Origin of the sequence: Mycobacterium sp. NS-7484, assembly GCF_001953975.1 — a bacterium.
In the GTDB taxonomy this organism is placed as follows: Bacteria; Actinomycetota; Actinomycetes; order Mycobacteriales; family Mycobacteriaceae; genus Mycobacterium.
Genome location: NZ_MBEJ01000020.1, coordinates 1 through 19,167 on the forward strand (window position 1 = coordinate 1; position 19,167 = coordinate 19,167).

At 67.6% G+C, this 19,167-nt stretch carries 18 protein-coding genes and 1 pseudogene; 4 read left to right on the top strand and 15 right to left on the bottom strand.

Annotated features, from left to right (window positions below; genetic code table 11):
- Together A5733_RS04450 and A5733_RS04455 are read right to left on the bottom strand one after the other, a co-directional pair.
- Positions 1–310, bottom strand: a pseudogene (locus A5733_RS04450) (sterol desaturase family protein); the annotation flags it as partial.
- A gap of 5 nt (positions 311–315) precedes the next feature.
- The gene (locus A5733_RS04455) at positions 316–957 is read right to left on the bottom strand and encodes a TetR family transcriptional regulator (protein WP_076239244.1); all 642 of its coding nucleotides are present in this window, start codon (positions 955–957) and stop codon (positions 316–318) included.
- A gap of 95 nt (positions 958–1,052) precedes the next feature.
- Between A5733_RS04455 and A5733_RS04460 the strand changes: the two genes are divergently transcribed.
- Positions 1,053–1,580: a hypothetical protein gene (locus A5733_RS04460; RefSeq protein WP_076239245.1), complete on the top strand. Its 528-nt coding sequence runs from the start codon at positions 1,053–1,055 to the stop codon at positions 1,578–1,580.
- A 72-nt stretch (positions 1,581–1,652) separates the two neighbouring features.
- On the opposite strand, the gene whiA is transcribed toward A5733_RS04460, so the two are convergent.
- From whiA to uvrC, 4 genes are read right to left on the bottom strand one after another with little or no spacing between them, the layout of a single operon-like run.
- Positions 1,653–2,630 (bottom strand): DNA-binding protein WhiA, encoded by a 978-nt coding sequence (gene whiA / locus A5733_RS04465; RefSeq protein ID WP_080596716.1) that lies wholly within the window; start codon positions 2,628–2,630, stop codon positions 1,653–1,655.
- Positions 2,627–3,688, bottom strand: a complete 1,062-nt coding sequence (gene yvcK, locus A5733_RS04470; RefSeq protein WP_076239246.1) for a uridine diphosphate-N-acetylglucosamine-binding protein YvcK — start codon at positions 3,686–3,688, stop codon at positions 2,627–2,629. The genes whiA and yvcK overlap by 4 nt, the downstream gene beginning before the upstream one ends.
- The gene (gene rapZ / locus A5733_RS04475; protein ID WP_067763734.1) at positions 3,685–4,599 is read right to left on the bottom strand and encodes an RNase adapter RapZ; all 915 of its coding nucleotides are present in this window, start codon (positions 4,597–4,599) and stop codon (positions 3,685–3,687) included. Before rapZ ends, yvcK begins: the two co-directional genes overlap by 4 nt.
- A gap of 37 nt (positions 4,600–4,636) precedes the next feature.
- The gene (uvrC, locus tag A5733_RS04480) at positions 4,637–6,757 is read right to left on the bottom strand and encodes an excinuclease ABC subunit UvrC (RefSeq protein WP_076239247.1); all 2,121 of its coding nucleotides are present in this window, start codon (positions 6,755–6,757) and stop codon (positions 4,637–4,639) included.
- A gap of 50 nt (positions 6,758–6,807) precedes the next feature.
- On the opposite strand from uvrC, the gene ggt reads away from it, so the two are divergent.
- On the top strand, positions 6,808–8,772 hold the full coding sequence (ggt, locus tag A5733_RS04490; protein WP_083665998.1) for a gamma-glutamyltransferase: 1,965 nt from the start codon (positions 6,808–6,810) through the stop codon (positions 8,770–8,772).
- Positions 8,773–8,782: 10 nt separating this feature from the next.
- Here the strand turns inward: ggt and A5733_RS04495 are convergent, their stop codons facing one another.
- From A5733_RS04495 to A5733_RS04510, 4 genes are all read right to left on the bottom strand, one after another.
- Positions 8,783–9,247 (bottom strand): PH domain-containing protein, encoded by a 465-nt coding sequence (locus A5733_RS04495; RefSeq protein WP_076239248.1) that lies wholly within the window; start codon positions 9,245–9,247, stop codon positions 8,783–8,785.
- Between the two features lie 7 nt (positions 9,248–9,254).
- Entirely contained in the window at positions 9,255–9,734 is a 480-nt protein-coding gene (gene ribH, locus A5733_RS04500) for a 6,7-dimethyl-8-ribityllumazine synthase (RefSeq protein ID WP_076239249.1), read from the bottom strand.
- Positions 9,731–11,059 (bottom strand): bifunctional 3,4-dihydroxy-2-butanone-4-phosphate synthase/GTP cyclohydrolase II, encoded by a 1,329-nt coding sequence (locus A5733_RS04505; RefSeq protein ID WP_067763740.1) that lies wholly within the window; start codon positions 11,057–11,059, stop codon positions 9,731–9,733. Before A5733_RS04505 ends, ribH begins: the two co-directional genes overlap by 4 nt.
- A gap of 162 nt (positions 11,060–11,221) precedes the next feature.
- The gene (locus A5733_RS04510) at positions 11,222–11,830 is read right to left on the bottom strand and encodes a riboflavin synthase (RefSeq protein WP_076239250.1); all 609 of its coding nucleotides are present in this window, start codon (positions 11,828–11,830) and stop codon (positions 11,222–11,224) included.
- A gap of 268 nt (positions 11,831–12,098) precedes the next feature.
- Between A5733_RS04510 and A5733_RS04515 the strand changes: the two genes are divergently transcribed.
- Both A5733_RS04515 and A5733_RS04520 read left to right on the top strand, forming a co-directional pair.
- Entirely contained in the window at positions 12,099–12,812 is a 714-nt protein-coding gene (locus A5733_RS04515; RefSeq protein WP_067763746.1) for an LppX_LprAFG lipoprotein, read from the top strand.
- A complete protein-coding gene (locus A5733_RS04520; protein ID WP_067763749.1) occupies positions 12,812–14,482 on the top strand; it encodes an MFS transporter in 1,671 nt (556 codons plus the stop codon). Before A5733_RS04515 ends, A5733_RS04520 begins: the two co-directional genes overlap by 1 nt.
- Positions 14,483–14,823: 341 nt before the next feature.
- On the opposite strand, the gene ribD is transcribed toward A5733_RS04520, so the two are convergent.
- The 5 genes from ribD to A5733_RS04545 form a co-directional block, all read right to left on the bottom strand.
- A complete protein-coding gene (ribD, locus tag A5733_RS04525) occupies positions 14,824–15,807 on the bottom strand; it encodes a bifunctional diaminohydroxyphosphoribosylaminopyrimidine deaminase/5-amino-6-(5-phosphoribosylamino)uracil reductase RibD (RefSeq protein WP_067763782.1) in 984 nt (327 codons plus the stop codon).
- A gap of 14 nt (positions 15,808–15,821) precedes the next feature.
- Positions 15,822–16,526 carry a ribulose-phosphate 3-epimerase gene (gene rpe / locus A5733_RS04530; RefSeq protein ID WP_076239251.1) on the bottom strand — a complete coding sequence of 235 codons (705 nt, stop codon included), beginning with the start codon at positions 16,524–16,526 and terminating at the stop codon, positions 15,822–15,824.
- Between the two features lie 5 nt (positions 16,527–16,531).
- Entirely contained in the window at positions 16,532–17,941 is a 1,410-nt protein-coding gene (locus A5733_RS04535) for an RsmB/NOP family class I SAM-dependent RNA methyltransferase (RefSeq protein WP_076239252.1), read from the bottom strand.
- Complete coding sequence (gene fmt / locus A5733_RS04540; protein ID WP_076239253.1) at positions 17,938–18,867, bottom strand: methionyl-tRNA formyltransferase; 930 nt, start codon at positions 18,865–18,867, stop codon at positions 17,938–17,940. Before fmt ends, A5733_RS04535 begins: the two co-directional genes overlap by 4 nt.
- 33 nt (positions 18,868–18,900) lie before the next feature.
- Positions 18,901–19,167, bottom strand: a 267-nt coding sequence (locus A5733_RS04545) for a LemA family protein (RefSeq protein WP_142253803.1), incomplete at its 5' end; no start/stop codon positions are given.

Genomic DNA, 19,167 nt, shown 5'->3' on the forward strand with positions numbered 1-19,167 from the left:
GGTGTTGCAGGTAGTAGGCCAGATCGGCCAGCACGATGGCCAGCACCCAGACCCACCAGTGCGATGCCGAGAGGTGCAGCGGGGTCACGGATGCCGCGATCGCGACCATCGGGACCGCGATGAATTTGTCCAACGGCCGCAGGATGAATCCCAGCACATAGATCGAGAGGTTGGTGCCGGTGTCCCGCCAGGAGATGCCGGCCCGGGGCCGCGGATCATCGTCTTTGTCGAAGCGGTAACTGAGGAACTCGACCGCCATGAGGACGAAGAAGGCGGGCATGGCGTAGAGCCCGATCCGGATCGGATCCATCGCGGTTATTCCTTGTCTTTCTTGGGCATACCGGCCAACTGCCAGGCCAGCGCCTGGCCGAACAGTTCCTCCGGGACCCGGTCCGGGTCGATACGCCGTTGCCGGATCAGGCCCTGGAACAGCGCGAGCACCACCACGGCGAATCCGTCCACCGAGACGCTGTCGTCGATGTTGTTGCGCTCCAGTGCGGCGGCAAGGATTTCGCGCAGCGAGGCCAGCGTGCGGGCCGACCGCTCTCGCAGGATCTGCATGGCGTCGGGGTTGCGCACGGCGTGCAGCCAGAACTCCGCCTGGATCGCCTCGAATTCGATGTCGTTGTCCGCGATCTCGACGAGCACCCGACCCAAAGCGGTCAATGGACCGTCGTCGTTCTCGGAGAGGGACTGGGTCACCTGGTCAAGCCGACCGGAGGCACGCTCATTCATCAGCTCGGAGAACATCTGCTCCTTGCTGGAGAAGTTGGAATACACGGCACCGACCGAATACCCCGCGGCCGCGGCGATCTCGTCGACCGACGCCGCGGCGTAGCCCTTTCTGGCGCAGGTCTGGGCGGCCGCGTCCAAGAGTGCCGCCCGGGTTCGGGCCTGGTTCTCGGCCCGCGTCCGGCGCACCGGCGCCGCTTCGTCGTCACGTCGATCGTCGACCATATTTCAGATAGTAACCGTTATCTGCAATTTCGGATAGTGATCGCTATCCGAAATATTCAAGAGCCTGTCCAGCGGCCGCTCGGGATAATCGGCGGATGTCGTACTTAGGGATTCGGGGGTACCAGCCGCAATGGCTCACCGGGCGTCACACGATTGCCCGTGCCCACGGGCTTCGATTGCACGCACAGGTCGGTCGCCGCCTCACCAACAGCTGGCTGGTCTGGAACCACGTCCGCGATGAGTGGTACGCCGACTGGCCGGTCTTGTTCGACTTCGAGGGCGAGCAGGTAGAGCTCACCCACCAGAAAGTCGACGATCTGTCCATCACCTGGAACAGCATCGACCCCAGTGAGCCGATCGCCTATGGCGAGGACCCGAAGGACATCTCCCTGGCGTGGCGAGACGACGCATGTCTACGGCTTGCAGCCTTTCACGGACAACAGCTTCACACCGTCGAACTTCTCGTGTGGAGCGGCAGCGAAACCGACTTCGCCAGCGATATGGTCGCGGTCAGTTTCGGCTTCGCCCACGACCGGATCACGATCACCAACGGCCTCGACGACAACGCCATCGAATTCGGGCCGCCGGAGCCCGAATACCGCAGCTATCCACTACACAGCTGATACCGCGGAACCGCCAAAAGGATTTGACAGCATTGGATTTCGCTAGTTGACAATGCCCGTCACGACAGGCGTTCAGGCGTCGTCGAGCAGATCCGGGGTGACCGCCGACTCGGTGTCGGGAAGCCCCTCCTGCTTCGCCTTCCGATCGGCCATCGACAGCAGACGTCGAATCCGGCCGGCCACAGCATCTTTCGTCATCGGCGGATCTGCGAGCCGGCCCAACTCCTCCAGTGAGGCCTGACGGTGTTCGACCCGCAGCTTGCCGGCGGCGGCCAGATGGTCAGGTACCCCGTCGCCCAGGATGTCCAGCGCGCGTTCCACCCGGGCGGCCGCGGCCACCGCGGCGCGCGCGGATCGGCGCAGGTTCGCGTCGTCGAAATTGGCCAGTCGGTTGGCGGTCGCGCGGACCTCGCGGCGCATGCGCCGCTCCTCCCACGTCAACCGGGTGTCCTGCGCCCCCATCCGGGTCAGCAGTGCACCGATCGCCTCGCCGTCGCGCACCACGACCCGGTCACTGCCGCGGACTTCACGCGCCTTGGCGCTCACCCCGAGCCGGCGGGCCGCACCGACGAGGGCCAACGCCGCCTCCGGACCGGGGCAGCTGACCTCCAGCGCCGACGAGCGTCCCGGCTCGGTCAACGAGCCGTGGGCGAGAAACGCTCCGCGCCAGGCGGCCTCGGCATCGCCGACGCTGCCGCCGACCACCTGCGCGGGCAGGCCACGCACCGGCCGGCCGCGCAGATCGAGCAGGCCGGTCTGCCGGGCCAGCGCCTCGCCGTCCGCGGCCACCCGCACCACATAACGTGTGTTCTTGCGGATACCGCTGGCGGACAGCACATGCACCACCGCGTTGTAGCCGTACAGGTCGTAGATGTCCTTGCGGAGCCGCCGTGCGATGATGCCGAGATCCACCTCGGCTTCCACCACCACGCGACCCGCGACGATGTGCAGACCACCGGCAAAGCGCAGCAGCGAGGCCACCTCCGCGCGGCGTGCGCTCACCGAGTTGACTACGAGGCGACTCAGCTCGTCTTTCACCTCGGCTGTCATCGCCACGGATTGTCCCCTCTCGGTGTGTTCGGCGCCGGTTCCCGATGTGCGACATCGACCGACCTCGGAGCCGGTGTGGGAACGGTCGATTCTGGCACGGCCCGCCCAGGTGTCGACGCACGCAACCGGACGCCCTCCAGCACCGCGGCCAATTTCGCCGGGTCATGTAAAGGTGTACCAGGTCGAGACACGTCAGCAAACTCCACGCGAGCGTTGAGAATGTTGGCGGTGCGGCTGAGTTGCTCCCGTTCCCGGTCGCTCGGCACCCGGCTGGCATCGACGATGATGTCATGCACGCTGAAATCGGGTGCATGCTGGGCCAGCACATGAATGTGGCGCTCCGCCGAAAACCCTGCCGTCTCGCCGGGTTCTGCCGCCAGGTTCAGCACGAGTGCGCGGCGCGCCGTCGTCGAACGCAACGCCGCCGCCAACTGCGGCACCAGAACGTGCGGAATCACACTGGTGAACCACGAACCGGGGCCGAGCACCACGAGATCGGCGGCCATGATGGCCTCCACGGCCTGCCGGGTGGCCGGCGGATCGCCCGGCAGCAGCCGGACCCGACGCACCTTGCCCACCGTGGTGGCGATCGCCACCTGACCGCGGATCACCCGGCTCATCCTGGGATCGGTTTCCAGACCCGCGACATCGGCCTCGATCTGCAGTGCGATCGGACACATCGGCAGCACCCGGCCCTTGACGCCGAGAATGCGGCCCAGCTCGTCGAGCGCGGCGACCGGATCGGCCAGCACCTCGCTGAGACCCGCCAACATCAGATTGCCGATCGGGTGACCGGCCAATGCCCCGCTGCCTCCGAACCGGTGCTGGATGATGGTCGCCCACAGCCGCCCGTGGGGGCTGTCAGAGGCCAACGCCGCCAAGGCCATTCGCAAGTCACCGGGAGGCACGACATCGAGTTCGCTGCGCAACCGCCCCGATGAGCCCCCGTCATCGGCCACCGTCACCACGGCCGTCACATGCGGGCTCAGCCTGCGGGCGGCCGACAACGTGGCGTACAGACCATGCCCTCCGCCGAGGGCGACGATGCGGGCGGTCATTCGCGACCCAGATCCCGGTGCAACACGTGCACCGTCAGCCCGTCACCGCCCTGCAACCGTTCCGCCAGCGCCTCGGCAATCGCCACGCTGCGATGTTTGCCGCCGGTGCACCCGATGGCGACGGTCATATAACGCTTCCCCTCCCGGCGGTATCCGGCGATCACCACGTCCAACAGACGATGGTAGGTGTCGAGAAACTCTCTGGCGCCCGGTTGGCCGAGCACGTAGTCGCGCACATCCGCATGCTGGCCGGTGTGCGGACGTAACTCGTCGACCCAGTGTGGGTTCGGTAGGAACCGCACATCCATCACCGTGTCGGCATCCATCGGCAGTCCGTATTTGTAGCCGAAAGACTCCACGGTGACGTTCGTGTAGGACACCGTCTCACCGCCGAACGCCCGCTCGATGCTCTCCCGCAACGCCGGCACCGGCAGTGCCGAGGTGTCGATCACCAGATCGGCCGCCGCGCGAACCGGTGCCAACAACACACGCTCGGCGGCGATGCCTTCGGCCAGGGTCTGTGTGCCCTGCAGCGGGTGACTCCGCCGGTTCTGCTCGTAGCGACGCACCAGAATGTCGTCGGAGGCCTCGAGGAACAACACCCGCGGCGTGATGCTCCTGGCCGCCAGCTCATTGCGGACCCAGTCCAGGTCTCCGGTGAAGCCACGCGAGCGCACATCCATCACCACGGCCAACTGGGTGATCCGTGATCCGGCAGCCAAGCCCAGCTCGACCATGCGCGCGATCAGCTCCGGCGGGAGATTGTCGGCGACGTACCAGCCGAGATCCTCCAACACCTTGGCGGCGGTGCCACGGCCCGCTCCAGACAGGCCGGTGACCAACACCACGTCGATATCCGAGTCTGCGTCTGCACCACCGACAATCCCGCTCTCGCGCAGGTGTTCATTCATGCGCGATCCGCCTGGCTGCTCATGTCTCCGTCATCCGTCATCCCGACACCCTGCGTCGATCATCCTCGACATCCGTTGCGGGCGTCCCTGAAACGCCCAGTCCGACGCTGGTCTCACTTAGCCGATCACCATTTTCAACTGGCGGCTCGCCGCTCGGCACACTTGGCGGCTCGCCGCCGAGCGCAGCCAGGACCGCCCTCGCCGTCGCCACCCCGATCCCCGGCACCGCGGTGATCTCCTCGACCGTGGCCTCTTTGAGCCGGGCCACCGAACCGAAATGCATCACCAACGCCTTACGTCGCTGCTCGCCCAACCCACGCACCGAATCCAGCGCCGACGCCGTCATCCTCTTGGACCGTTTGCTGCGGTGGTAGCTGATCGCGAATCGGTGCGCCTCGTCGCGCACCCGCTGCAGCAGATACAGCCCTTCACTGTTGCGGGGAAAGATCACCGGATCGGGCTCCCCCGGCACCCACACCTCTTCCAACCGCTTGGCCAATCCGATCACCGCGACGTCCGTGACGCCCAACTCCTCGAGCACTGCCGAGGCCGCATTCACCTGAGGTGCACCGCCGTCCACTACGAACAGGTTGGGTGGATAGGCGAACCGGCGCGGACGTTGTTCAGCGCTCGGGTCGGGTTGGCTGTCGGCCACGTGCCGCAAAAATCGCCGGCGCGTCACCTCCGCGATCGACGCGACGTCATCGGAGCGGCCGTCACCGGCGGCCTCCCGGATCGCGTAATGCCGGTAATCCGACTTGCGCGGAAGACCGTCCTCGAACACCACGAGCGAGGCCACCACATCGGTGCCCTGCACATGGCTGATATCGACGCATTCGATCCGCAGCGGAGCGTCGGCCAGCCCTAGGTTGTCCTGAATGCTCTGCAGTGCTTCGGATCTCGCGTTGAAGTCACCGGCGCGCTTCAGCTTGTGCTGGGCCAGCGCCTCCCGCGCGTTGCGCTGCACGGTCTCGGCCAAGGTGCGTTTGTCGCCACGCAGGGGCACCCGCAGGCTTACCCGCGAACCGCGAAGTCCCGACAGCCACGCCGCCAGTTCGTCGGCATTCGGCGGCAGCACCGGCACCAGGACCTCCCGCGGCACTGGATTGGTGGCCTCGTCGGCCGCACCGCCGAGTTCGGCCTGCTCGCCGTAGAACTGGGTGAGGAATTGCTCGACCAATTGTTGTCGCCCGGATTGCTCTGGACCCGAATCACCGGTCGCCTCCGGCTCCGAATCACCGGTCGCCTCCGGCTCCGAATCACCGGTCGCCTCCGGCTCCGAAGACTTCTCGACGATCCAGCCACGTTGCCCACGCACCCGGCCACCCCGCACGTGGAACACCTGCACGGCCGCCTCGAGATCGTCGTCGGCGAATGCCACCACGTCGGCATCGGTGCCGTCGCCGAGCACCACGGCCTGTTTCTCCAGCGCCCGCTTGAGCGCCGCGATGTCGTCACGCAACCGGGCGGCCCGCTCGAAGTCCAACGCCTCGGCGGCCGCCGTCATCTGCTGCTCCATGTCGCGGGCCAGCCGGTCGGTTTTGCCGGCCAGGAAGTCGCAGAAGTCCAACACGATCCGCCGGTGCTCCTCGGCACTGACCCGGCCGATGCACGGTGCCGAGCATTTGTCGATGTAGCCGAGCAGGCATGGACGATCGATCTGCTTGTGGCGCTTGAACACTCCAGCCGAGCAGGTTCTGGCCGGGAAAACTCGGGTGAGCAGGTCGAGCGTCTCGCGGATGGCCCAGGCGTGCGAATAGGGGCCGAAATAGCGGACTCCCTTGCGGCGCGGCCCGCGGTACACCATCAGACGCGGATACTCCTCGTTGAGTGTGACCGCCAACACCGGATACGTCTTGTCGTCGCGGTAGCGGATGTTGAAGCGTGGATCGAACTCCTTGATCCAGTTGTACTCCAGCTGCAGCGCCTCGACCTCGGTGGTGACCACCGTCCACTCGACGCTGCCGGCCGTCATCACCATCTGCCGGGTACGCGGCGCCAGGCTCGCGATGTCGGCGAAGTACGACGTCAGACGGCTGCGGAGACTCTTGGCCTTGCCGACGTAGATGACCCGACCGTGCGGGTCACGGAACCGGTATACGCCAGGCTCCACAGGTATCGATCCGGGCGCCGGCCGGTACGTCGCTGGATCGGGCACGGTTTCCAGGTTACTGCCGCGATCCGACTGAACTCCGCTACCGTCGAACTGTGCGGTTGCTGGCGTCTACGCGTGCGGTCATCGCCCTGCTCAGTGTCGTCGCAGTGATCCTTGCCGGATGCGCCGGCGGCAGCGAGCGCCCGGCGGGGACCGGCGCCGTGCCGTGCCAGATGCTGTCCAACGGCACGCCGACAGCAAAGCCCCCTCCCGCGGCCCCGGCCCTGCTGCCGACGCCGCAGCCCACCCGCGATCTGGCCACCAAACCCGAGATCGGCACCGGCTACCGCAGCGACATGACGGCCGTACGTACCGCCACCTATATGGTGGCCACCGCCAATCCCCTGGCATCCGAAGCCGCCTGCAAAGTGCTGCGCGACGGCGGGACGGCTGCCGACGCCCTGGTGACCGCGCAGGCCGTGCTCGGTCTCGTCGAACCGCAGGCATCCGGCATCGGCGGGGGCGGCTTCCTGCTGTACTACGACGCGGCGGGCAACGCGCTACATGCGTTTGACGGCCGCGAAACCGCACCGGCCGCAGCCACCGAGAACTACCTGCGCTGGGTGTCCGACACCGACCGCACGCCGCCCCAACCCGACGCGCGCTCGTCGGGCCGATCCATCGGAGTGCCGGGCATCGTGCGCCTGCTCGACGACGTCCATCGCCAGTTCGGCAAGAAGGCCTGGCGCGACCTGTTCGATCCCGCCGTGTCGATCGCCGACCGTGGATTCGACGTGAGTCCACGCCTGGCAGCGGCGATCGAGGACGCCGCACCGCAACTCCGGCTGGATCCGACCGCCGGTGAGTATTTCCTCAACCCCGACGGCAGCCCGAAGCCGGTGGGCACCCGCATGACGAATCCGGCCTATGCAAAAACACTGGGCGCCATCGCATCCGAAGGAGCTCAGGCGTTCTATACCGGCGACATCGCCCGGGCGATCGTGGCCGCCGCCACCGACACCGCCGGCGGCCGCACGCCCAGCGCCATGACCGAGCAGGACCTCGCCGGCTACCGGGCCAAAGAACGCGACCCGGTGTGTACCAGCTACCGCGGACGCGAGATCTGCGGCATGCCACCGCCGTCCTCGGGAGGCATCGCGGTGGCAGCCACCCTCGGCATCCTTGAGCACTTCCCGATGAGCGACTACAAACCCACCCGGCTCGACCTCAACGGCGGTCACCCGTCGGTGACGGGGGTACATCTGATCTCAGAGGCCGAACGGCTCGCCTACGCCGACCGAGATCGCTACGTCGCCGACACCGATTTCGTGCCGTTGCCCGGTGGGTCGGCCTACACCCTCCTCAACGGCGCCTACCTCACCGGCCGGGCCGCACTGATCTCCCGGGCACACACGATGGGTGTGGCCGCACCCGGGGACTTCGCCCCACCGATCACCGTGCCGCCGGCTCCCGAGCACGGCACCAGCCAGATCAGCGTGATCGACAGCTTCGGCAATGCGGCGTCACTGACCACCACCATCGAATCCGCCTTCGGCTCCTTCCACATGGTCGACGGATTCCTGCTCAACAACCAGCTCACCGACTTCTCCGCCGAGCCGACCAGCCTGGAAGGGCATCCGATCCCCAACCGGGTCCAACCCGGCAAGCGTCCGCGCAGCACCATGGCACCCACCCTGGTGTTCGACATGGCAGGCCCGAAGCGTGGGCCGGTGTATGCGGTGCTGGGTTCCCCCGGCGGTGCGGTCATCGTCCAATTCGTGGTGAAAAGCCTTGTCGGCATCATGGATTGGAATTTGGACCCACAGCAGGCGGTGTCCATGATCGACTTCGGTGCGGCCAACACGCCCGTCACCAACGTCGGCGGGGAACATCCGTCGGTCGACACGGTTGCCAACGGTGACCGCGATCAACTGGTCGAAGGTCTGCGGGCACTCGGACACCAGGTGTCACTGGACGATCAGTCCAGCGGGCTGTCGGCGCTGGTGCGCACGACGTCGGGCTGGATCGGTGGCGCCGACCCGCGGCGGGAGGGCATGGTGCTCGGCGACGCCGGTTGACCGGTCGGTATCACCCGGTTTGGGGACGGTAACGCTCGATCAGCTCGCGAACGTCGTCCATGGCCGCCACGGCCCGCTCCTTGTCGATCGCCTGGATCGCCATCAACGGGATGTACTCGTCGTCGGGCAGATCGAGCCGGGCCCAGCGGGCCCCGGCCGGGAACTCGACGCCGACCACCTCGGACCAGGGAATCACCTTGAAGCTCACCAGGTTCCGCACAGCCATCCCGGCCGGACCAACCCGCAGCCGCGGCCGGGCGAACATCAGCACCACGCACGCGATGATCGCCCCCAGGAGTGCGATGGCCACCTGGTCGGAGGTCTGGAACACCACTCCGGTGGAACCCACCTTCAACAACACACCGACCGCGACATGCGCGGCGAAGATGATCAGTGCCGCGCCATACGCGAATAACGGTGTGCGATACGGCCGGATGTCAACATCCCAGCCGTCGTCGGTCTTCTTATCGGTCATCTGTGCGTCACGCGTCGGCGCGCAGCTCTCGCAACGTCAGCGCCGTGGACAGGGCGGCGGCCGCGGCCTGCGCGCCCTTGTCCTCGCTGGAATCCGCCAGGCCTGCCCGGTCCAGGGCCTGCTCCTCGTTGTTGGTGGTCAGCACACCGTTGGCGACCGGGGTCGCCGCATCCAACGAGACGCGGGTCAAGCCCTGCGTCACCGCATCGCAGACGTAGTCGAAATGCGGGGTCTGACCGCGGATCACCACGCCCAACGCCACCACCGCGTCGTGCGTCGCCGCCAAAGCCTGTGCCACCACGGGGATTTCGATGGCGCCGAGCACACGCACCACCGTCGGTTCGGCGATCCCGGCCGCGGTGGCGACCTTGCGCGCGCCATCCAGCAACGCGTCGCAGATGGTGGTGTGCCAGGTGCTGGCCACGATTGCCAGTTTCACATCCGACGCGTCGACCTGGGGCAGATCCGGGACTCCGTGACCGCTCACAGGCTCGAACCCGAATCGGTCGTGCCGGACGGCCTGCGGTCACCCAGCAGGTACACCGCCTCGTCGTAGTCGTCCATGCTCACCGCTTCGTCATAATCTTCCAACCCGATGAGGTCGTGGCCCATCCGGTCGCGCTTGGTCATCAGGTAGCGGATGTTCTCCGAATTCGCCCGCACCGGCAACGGAACCCGCTCGATGATGTGCAGCCCGTAGCCGTCCAGGCCGACCCGCTTGGCCGGGTTGTTGGTCAGCAGCCGCATGGAACGGATACCGAGATCAACCAGGATCTGCGCCCCGATGCCGTAATCGCGCGCGTCGGCAGGCAGCCCGAGCTTGAGGTTCGCGTCGACGGTGTCTTCGCCGGCGTCCTGCAACTGATAGGCCTGCAGCTTGTGCATCAGGCCGATACCGCGGCCCTCGTGCCCACGCATGTAGAGAACGACGCCGCGGCCTTCCCGCGCCACCATCGCCATCGCTGCATCCAGCTGCGGGCCGCAGTCGCAGCGCCGCGAGCCGAACACGTCGCCGGTCAGACATTCGGAGTGCACCCGCACCAGGACATCGTGACCGTCGGAGGCCGGTCCGGAGATATCGCCGCGCACCAGCGCAACGTGCTCGACGTCCTCGTAGATGCTCTTGTAGCCCACCGCCACGAACTCACCGTGCCGGGTGGGGATCCGCGCCTCGGCGATGCGCTCGATGTGCTTTTCGTGCTTGCGCCGCCACTCGATCAGATCGGCGATCGAGATCAAGGCCAGGTCGTGATCGTCGGCGAAGACCCGCAGCTCGTCGGTGCGCGCCATGTCGCCTTCGTCCTTCTGGCTGACGATCTCGCAGATCGCGCCGGCGGGCTGCAGCCCGGCCAGCCGGGCCAGGTCGACGGCAGCCTCGGTGTGTCCCGGGCGACGCAGCACGCCACCGTCCTTGGCGCGCAGCGGAACCACGTGGCCGGGCTTGGTGAAGTCGTCGGGAACGGTCGACGGATCGGCCAGGGCACGCATCGTGGTGGCCCGGTCCGACGCCGAGATGCCTGTTCCCACATCTTTTCTCGCGTCCACCGTGACGGTGTAGGCGGTGCCGTGCTTGTCCTGGTTGACCGCGTACATCGGCAACAGGCCCAACCGATCGCAGATCTCGCCGTCCAGCGGCACGCACAGGTAACCGGAGGTGTAGCGGACCATGAACGCAACCAGCTCGGGGGTGGCCTTCTCGGCCGCGAAGATGAGATCGCCCTCGTTCTCGCGGTCCTCGTCGTCGATCACCACCACGGCTTTGCCCGCCGCGATATCGGCTATCGCCCTCTCGACGGAATCGAGCCTGGTCATCTGTGCCACCTTGCCTGTTCGAATTCCCGGCCCCGACGCGGGACCAGGTGCCGACTCCAGTATGAACCATGGGCTGCGGCCAAATGATCCCCGTAGCCCCGCGTGGATGTGACGCGGACGACATTCGTTCTGGTCAGGGCACCGGCAGCCGAGGCAGAAGGGTCAGTCCCGGTGACTCAACAGCCGTTCGACGTACTTGGCGATGACGTCGACCTCGAGGTTGACCGGGGTGCCCACCGCGGCCTCGCCCAACGTGGTCGACGCCAGCGTGGTCGGGATCAGTGACACCTCGAACCAGTCACCGGAATCGTCGCGGCCCAGCGCCGACACCGTCAGCGAGATGCCGTCGACGGTGATCGAGCCCTTTTCCACCAGGTACCGCGACAGCGTCGCCGGCATCGAGATGCGGACCACCTGCCAGTGCTCCGACGGCGTACGGGCCACCACCTGGCCCGTGCCGTCGACGTGCCCCTGCACGATGTGACCGCCCAGCCGGCTGTTGACCGCGGCCGCGCGCTCCAGGTTCACCGCCGACCCGGCGGACAGCGCGGCCAAGCTCGACCTGGTCAGCGTCTCGGCCATGACATCGGTACTGAAGCTGCCGTCGGCCAATACCTCGACCACGGTCAGGCACACGCCGTTGACCGCTATCGAATCGCCATGGCGGGCATCGGCGGTCACCACCGGACCACGGATGACAAATCGGGCGGCATCGCTGAGGTCCTGTTTGTCGACGACCTCACCGAGTTCTTCGACGATTCCGGTGAACACGTCACCAGGTTAGACGCCACCGGACAGGCCGATGCGCCGCCCGCTCGGTGGGCGCCGGTCAGCGTCACCGGTTCAGCCCCGTCGACGATGAAAACTGCTGCGGCACAATCGATTACCGCGTTTCACCGATATTGACAACGACAGCCGGCAATATCGTCGGACCGCATCCTCGACAGCAAACGACCGACAGGTGAATCAGCCTCGGCCGATCGGCGGTGGATGCGTTCAGATAAAACAACCGTGCGCGACCAACCTCTACTATGCAGTCATGCAGACGCGCCCACGCTTCGCCGTCCAGTCCCTGCTCGCCACCGTCCTGGCCACCGGCGCCCTGGTCGCCGGTTGTTCGTCGTCACCGGAGAAATCCACCGAGCCCCTGCCCGATGCAGCCACGCTGCTGCAGGAGTCCTCGGCGACCACGAAGGCCTACCAGAGTGTGCACCTGAATCTGGGGGTGACCGGCGAGATCAAGCGGCTGCCGATCGAAAAGCTCGAAGGCGATCTCACCAACACCCCCGCGGTCGCCGCTCAGGGCACGGTGAACCTCAACTTCATGGGTCAGAAGATCTCCGACGCCAAGTTCGTCGTCGCCGACGGTGAGCTGTTCGCCGCGCTGACCCCCGGTGACCCGCTGTCCTCCTACGGTCCGGCCGCCGACATCTACGACGTGTCGGCCATCCTGAACCCCGAGACGGGTCTGTCCAACCTGTTGGCGAATTTCAGCGACGCCAAGGCCGAGGACCGCGAGTCGATCAACGGCACCGAAGGAGTCCGGGTGACCGGCACGGTCAGCGCCGACGCGGTCAACAAGATCGCACCGCAGTTGGAGGCCAGCGGGCAGGTGCCGGCCACCGCCTGGATCGCCGAAGAGGGTGACCATGCGCTGCTGCAGGCCAAGATCGAGCCCAAGCCCGACACCAGCATCACCATGACGCTGTCGGACTGGGGCAAGCAGGTCACCGTCACCAAGCCTGGTTCCTGATGCAGGGCGCGGGGACGCTGACCTCCCGGGGGAATCGGCGGATCGCGATCGGCGCGGGCAGCCTGGCGGTGCTGCTCGGCGCGCTCGACACCTATGTGGTGATCACGATCATGGTCGACATCATGCGAGATGTCGGCATCGCGATCAACCAGATTCAGCAGGTCACGCCGATCATCACCGGCTATCTGCTCGGGTATATCGCCGCCATGCCGCTGCTGGGGCGGGCCTCGGACCGGTTCGGCCGCAAGATGCTCATCCAGGTGGGCCTCGGCGGGTTCGCGATCGGCTCGGTGATCACCGCACTGTCCACCGACCTGGTTCCGTTGGTGATCGGGCGCGTCATCCAGGGTTCGGCCAGCGGCGCGTTGCTGCCCGTCACACTGGCCCTGGCCGCCGACCTGTGGTCGGCCCGTAACCGGGCCGGGGTTCTCGGTGGGGTCGGTGCCGCGCAGGAACTCGGCGCGGTGCTGGGCCCGATGTACGGCATCGGGCTGGTCTGGTTGTTCCACCACTGGCAGGCGGTGTTCTGGGTCAACGTGCCGCTGGCCGTGCTGGCGATGGTGCTGATCCACTTCAGCCTGCCGTCCAGAGACCGCGACCAGCCACCGGAGAAGGTCGACGTGGTCGGCGGGGTGCTGCTGGCGATCGCGCTGGGGCTGGCCGTCGTCGGCCTCTACAACCCCGAACCCGACGGCAAGCAGGTGCTGCCCAGCTGGGGCCTCCCGGTACTGATCGGCGCATTGGTGGCCGCAGTGGCGTTCTTCGCCTGGGAGAAGGTGGCCAAGACCCGCCTCATCGAGCCGGCCGGCATCCACTTCCGCCCCTTCCTGGCGGCGCTGGCGGCCTCGCTGTGTGCCGGTGCGGCGTTGATGGTCACCCTGGTCAACGTCGAGCTGTTCGGGCAGGGCGTGCTCGGCAAAGACCAGAACCAGGCGGCGTTCCTGCTGCTGCACTTTCTGATCGCATTGCCGATCGGCGCGGTGATCGGCGGCTGGCTGGCCACTCGAGTCGGCGACCGGATCATCGCGTTTCTCGGTCTGCTGATCGCCGCCGGTGGCTTCTTGCTGGTGGCGCACTGGTCGGCCGACGTGGAGACCGCCCGGCACAACCTGATGCTGTTCAGCCTTCCGACGCTCGACACCGATCTGGCGATCGTGGGCCTGGGGTTGGGGCTGGTGATCGGTCCCCTGACCTCGGCGACGCTGCGCGTGGTGCCCGACGCGCAGCACGGCATCGCGTCGGCGGCCGTGGTGGTGGCCCGCATGATCGGCATGCTCATCGGCATCGCCTCACTGTCGGCCTGGGGCTTCTACCGGTTCAACCAGCACCTGGCCACCCTGGCCGCCGCCGACAGCTCACGCACCATGACGCTGGCCGAGCGACTGAGCGCACAGGCCGTGCGGTATCGCGAGGCCTACGTGATGATGTACGGCGACATCTTCGAGATCGCGGCCGTGGTCTGTGTGGTCGGGGCGCTGTTGGGGCTGCTGATCAGTGGCCGCCGTGAGCACGCCGACGCGGTGGATGCAGAGCCCACTGACGACGTCGATGACGATCGCGATTTTTCCACCGGGCAGCTGTACGCCGCGACGGAGGTTCTACCGGTCCAGAGCGGCGACGAGCCGGTTCAGTTGCCGAATCAGCCGCCGGGACGCCACCGCTCGAGCTGATCAGTTCAGCAGCGTTCGATCCCAGGGTTCAGCAAGCGTGGTTCCCGGTCGGCCGGCACCGGCCGACCGGGCAGCGCCATGCGTAACGGGACGCGCACCAGCGCCCGGATCGTGCGGGGGGTCATTCGGGACGCCATCGTTCTCGAGGCTGATGTCGGGAAGGGGAGCCAGTCCTGCAGTGCAGTCATGCTCGTGTCCTTTGCTCGTGTTCACCCGGCGCATATTCGGCAGTGAACGCGCTCTGGTACGAGTGTACCGATCACTGCCGCGTCCGCGCGGTATGCAACGAGCCTAACTTAGGTCACCCTAATCAGGACTGTCCGTCTGCTGCGAGATGCCTCTCAGTTGGGCACGAGGCTCAGTCGGACATCCGGCCCGATCGCTGTGATGCCGTCGAATCGCCACCGCTGAGCGTGCGTGATGCTGGGCACGCCGATGTCGTCGACCGCCGTGATCGGGCCCCCCAGCAAAATCGGTGCCACATAGGCCAGGATCCGGTTGACCACGCCCGCGCGCAGGAACGCGCCGGCCAGCGTCGGCCCGCCCTCCAGCAACACGTCGGTCCGATCCCCCAGCGAGCGCATCACCTCGTGCGGATCGTGGGTACGGATGAGCATCGTGTGGGAATCGTCGTTGAGCACATTGGCATCCGAGGACACCTCGCGCATGCCGACCACCACCCGTAGCGGTTGATGAGTTGTCAACGTGCCGTCGGCATTCCGTGCCGTCAATGTCGGATCGTCGAAGAACACCGTGCCGGTTCCGACCACGATCGCATCGGCCGCCGCCCGCTTGCGATGGACGTCGGCCCGCGCCGCCTCGCTGGTGATCCACTGGCTGGAACCGTCGGCGGCCGCGCTGCGACCGTCCACACTCGTCGCGAATTTCCATGTGACATACGGCAATCCGGTGCGCTGCTTGTGCAGCCATTCCCGCAACGGACCCTGCTCGACCTCGTCGGCGAGCGCACCGGGGCTGACGGTGACGCCCGCGTCGACGAGCCGTTGGGCGCCGCCGGCCGCTGCCGGGTTGGGGTCGGACACCGCATAGGTGACCGTCGAAATGCCGGCTGCCAGAAGCGCATCCACGCACGGTGGGGTGCGGCCGTGGTGATTGCACGGTTCCAAGGTGACGACGGCGGCGCCGCCCTTGGCCCGGTCCCCCGCCGCCTGCAACGCGACCACCTCGGCGTGCGGACCGCCAACCGGTTGCGTCGCGCCGACACCGGCGATCTGACCGTCGGCGTCCAGGATCACCGCTCCGACCGGCGGATTGGGATAGGTCGTGCCTTTGACCTGTTCGGCCTGCTCGATGGCCAGCCGCATCGCGGCCTCGGGCGTCACAGTGTCAGATGTCGGGAAGCGGTGGCGGCCTGCCGGCGCAGGGATTTCACGGCGGCGGCCGGATCGGCGGCGCTGTACACCGCGGAACCGGCGACGAAGCAGTCCACACCGGCCTCGGCGGCCTGTTCGATGGTGTCGGCGTTGATGCCGCCGTCGATCTCGACGACGATGGTCAGCTCACCGGCATCGACGAGTCGGCGCGCGGTACTCACCTTGGCCAGCACCTCCGGAATGAACTTCTGCCCACCGAATCCGGGCTCGACCGACATCACCAGGAGGGTGTCGAACTCCTTGAGGATCTCCAGGTAGGGCTCCAGCGGGGTGCCCGGTTTCACCGACAGCCCGGCCTTGGCACCGGCGGCCCGGATGTCGCGGGCCACACCGATCGGGTTGTCGGTCGCCTCGGCATGGAACGTGACGTTGTAGGCGCCGGCCTCGGCGTACGGCGGCGCCCAGCGTTCGGGTTGGTCGATCATCAGATGGCAGTCCATCGGGATGTCGGTCGCCTTGAGCAGGGACTCCACCACCGGCAGACCCAACGTGAGGTTGGGCACGAAGTGGTTGTCCATCACGTCGACATGCAGCCAGTCGGCCCCAGCTACCGCGGCGACCTCATCGGACAGCCTCGCGAAGTCCGCGGACAGGATGGACGGGGCGATCAGTGGAGTCTTGCGCTCCTCGCGTGCGCGGGGTTCTGCCATGGCGGTCAGCCTACTTTCCCGACTTTCAGAGCCGCCGCGAACATCGCATCGGTCCCGTGCCGGTGCGGCCACAGCTGCACGTGCGGTCCGTCGCCGAGATCCTCGGCCGGGGCAAACAGCTCCCGGGTGTCGAGTTGGGTCACCGGATGCCGGCGTACGGCGTCGGCCACCACCCCGACCGTCTCGGCCAGGTGTGGCGAACAGGTCGCGTAGAGGACGACGCCGCCGGGGCGGGTCAGCGCGATGGCCGCGGCGAGCAGCTCGCGCTGCAGTTTCGCCAGCCCTGGGACATCGCCGGGCCGGCGTCGCCACCGCGCTTCGGGGCGTCGGCGCAATGCGCCCAGCCCGGTGCAGGGAGCGTCGACCAAGACGCGGTCGAAGCCGGGTTCCAGGCCGGATTCCCGGCCGTCGACGCGCCGGACGTCGACGTCGAGCCCGCGGGTGTTCTCCTCGACCAGATCGGCACGCCGCGGTGCGGGCTCGACCGCGGTGACCCGGGCGCCCGAAGCCGCACCGATGGAGGCCAGCAGGGCGGTCTTGCCGCCCGGGCCCGCGCACAGGTCGAGCCAGCGACCGTTGTCCGGGCCGTCGAGTTCGGCCAGCGTAAGGGCGCGCGCCACCAGCTGGCTGCCCTCGTCCTGCACCTGGGCGGCACCGTCGCGCACGGCCGCCAGTTGTCCGGGGTCGCCACCGGGCAGATACACCGCATACGGCGAGTACCGGCCGACGGTGCCGTCGGATTGTTCGGCCAGCTCGGCTGCCGTCATTGCCGTGGGTCGCGCCGCCAGGTGCACCACAGGGCGCTCGTCGTCACTGGTCAGCAGGGCGTCGAGCTCACCGGCCCGGGCGCCGAGTGCGTCGGTGAAGGCCTGGGCGATCCAGCGCGGGTGGGCGTGCAGGAATGCGGCGTGGCCGACCGGATCGGTCGATGCCGGCGGCGCGAGCTGCTCCATCCACTCCTGCTCGGTGCTACGGGAGATGGTTCGCAGCACACCGTTGACGAAACCGGCTCGGGCCGTGTCGAATTCGATACCGGCCTGTTCGACGGTGGTGGACACCGCGGCATGCGGCTCGACCCGGGTCCGCAACAGCTGGTAGGCGCCCAGGCGCAGCAGATCGAGCAGCACGGGGTCGATCCGCTCGGTCGGACGGCCGGCCGCGGCGGCGATGACGGCGTCGAGCAGGCCCAGGGTGCGGCAGGCGCCATAGGTCAACTCGGTGGCGAAGGCGGCGTCCCGGCCCTCGATGCCGCGCTCGCGCAGCAGCGCGGGCAGCGCCAGGTTGGCGTAGGAATCACGTTCGGTAACCGCGCGCAGCACATCGAATGCGGCGCGGCGGGCCGGATCCAGCGGGGTGCGGCGGTGTTGGCGGTTCTTCTGCTGGGGACGGTTCGGGCGATTCGACGGCCGGCTCATGATGCGCGCACCGATTCGTCGAGCCGCGCCCCGCGAGCCCAGTCGGCGGCGTTCATGAGTTTCTTGCCCGGTGGCTGGATCTGGCCGAGCCGCACCGGCTGCGAGCCCGTGCCGACCAGCACCGCATTGCGTTCGACGCGGATTTCCCCCGGGGTCAACGAAATGTCCGACGGCTCCACCGTGACCGGACCGACCTTGACGCGTAGGTCCCCGATCATGGTCCAGGCACCCGGATTCGGGGTGACGGCACGGATCTGCCGGTCGATGACGTGGGCCGGCAGCTCCCACCGAACGCGGGCGGACTCCACGGTGATCTTGGGCGCTAGGCTCACCCCGTCGGCCGGCTGCGGTACGGCTGTCAGCGCGCCCTCGGCAATACCGTCCAACGTCGACTCCAGCAGCGCCGCGCCCGAATCAGCAAGCCGCCCAAGCAGTTCGCCGGCCGTGTCGGCGTCGCGTACCCGCTCGGTGACCACCCCGTAGACCGGACCCGAGTCGAGCGCCGGCTCGATGAGGAACGTCGTGGCGCCGGTCACCTCGTCACCGGCGGCCAGCGAGGCCTGCACCGGTGCCGCCCCGCGCCAGGCCGGCAGCAAGGAGAAGTGCAGATTGATCCAGCCGTGCCGGGGCACGGCGAGCAGGCGTTCGCTCAGCAGGGCGCCGTAGGCGACGACGGCGCAGCAGTCGGGTGCCAGCTCGGTCAGCTCGGCGACGAACTCGTCGGAGTTGGGCTTGGCCGGCCGGAGCAACGGGATGTCGTTCTCGAGCGCCAGCTGCGCGACGGGTGAGGGTGCGGGCTTGCCGCGCCGCCCGGCGGCGGCATCGGGCCGGGTCAGCACCGCGACCACATCGTGACGGGGCGAGTCGATCAGCCGCTGCAACGACGGGAGGGCGGGCTCTGGAGTTCCGGCAAAGACAAGACGCACCGCACCAGTTTAGGGAGCCCGACCGCCGCTTCCCTAACGCGGCGCCTGGTAGTACTCCCGCTCGGAGACTCCGGCCAGCGGCGCCAGGTACACCCACGGGATCGTGCCGACGAGCCGGTTGAGCGTGGCCACCGCGTCGTTGTAGTACTGCCGGGCGAACGCGAGCTTGTTCTCGGTGTCGGCCAGGTTCTCCTGCAGATTCAGAAAGTTGCTCGACGAATTCAGTTGCGGATAGGACGATCCCAGCGCCAAGACATTGGCCACCGCCCTGTCGAGATCCCGCTCGGCTGCCCGGCGCTG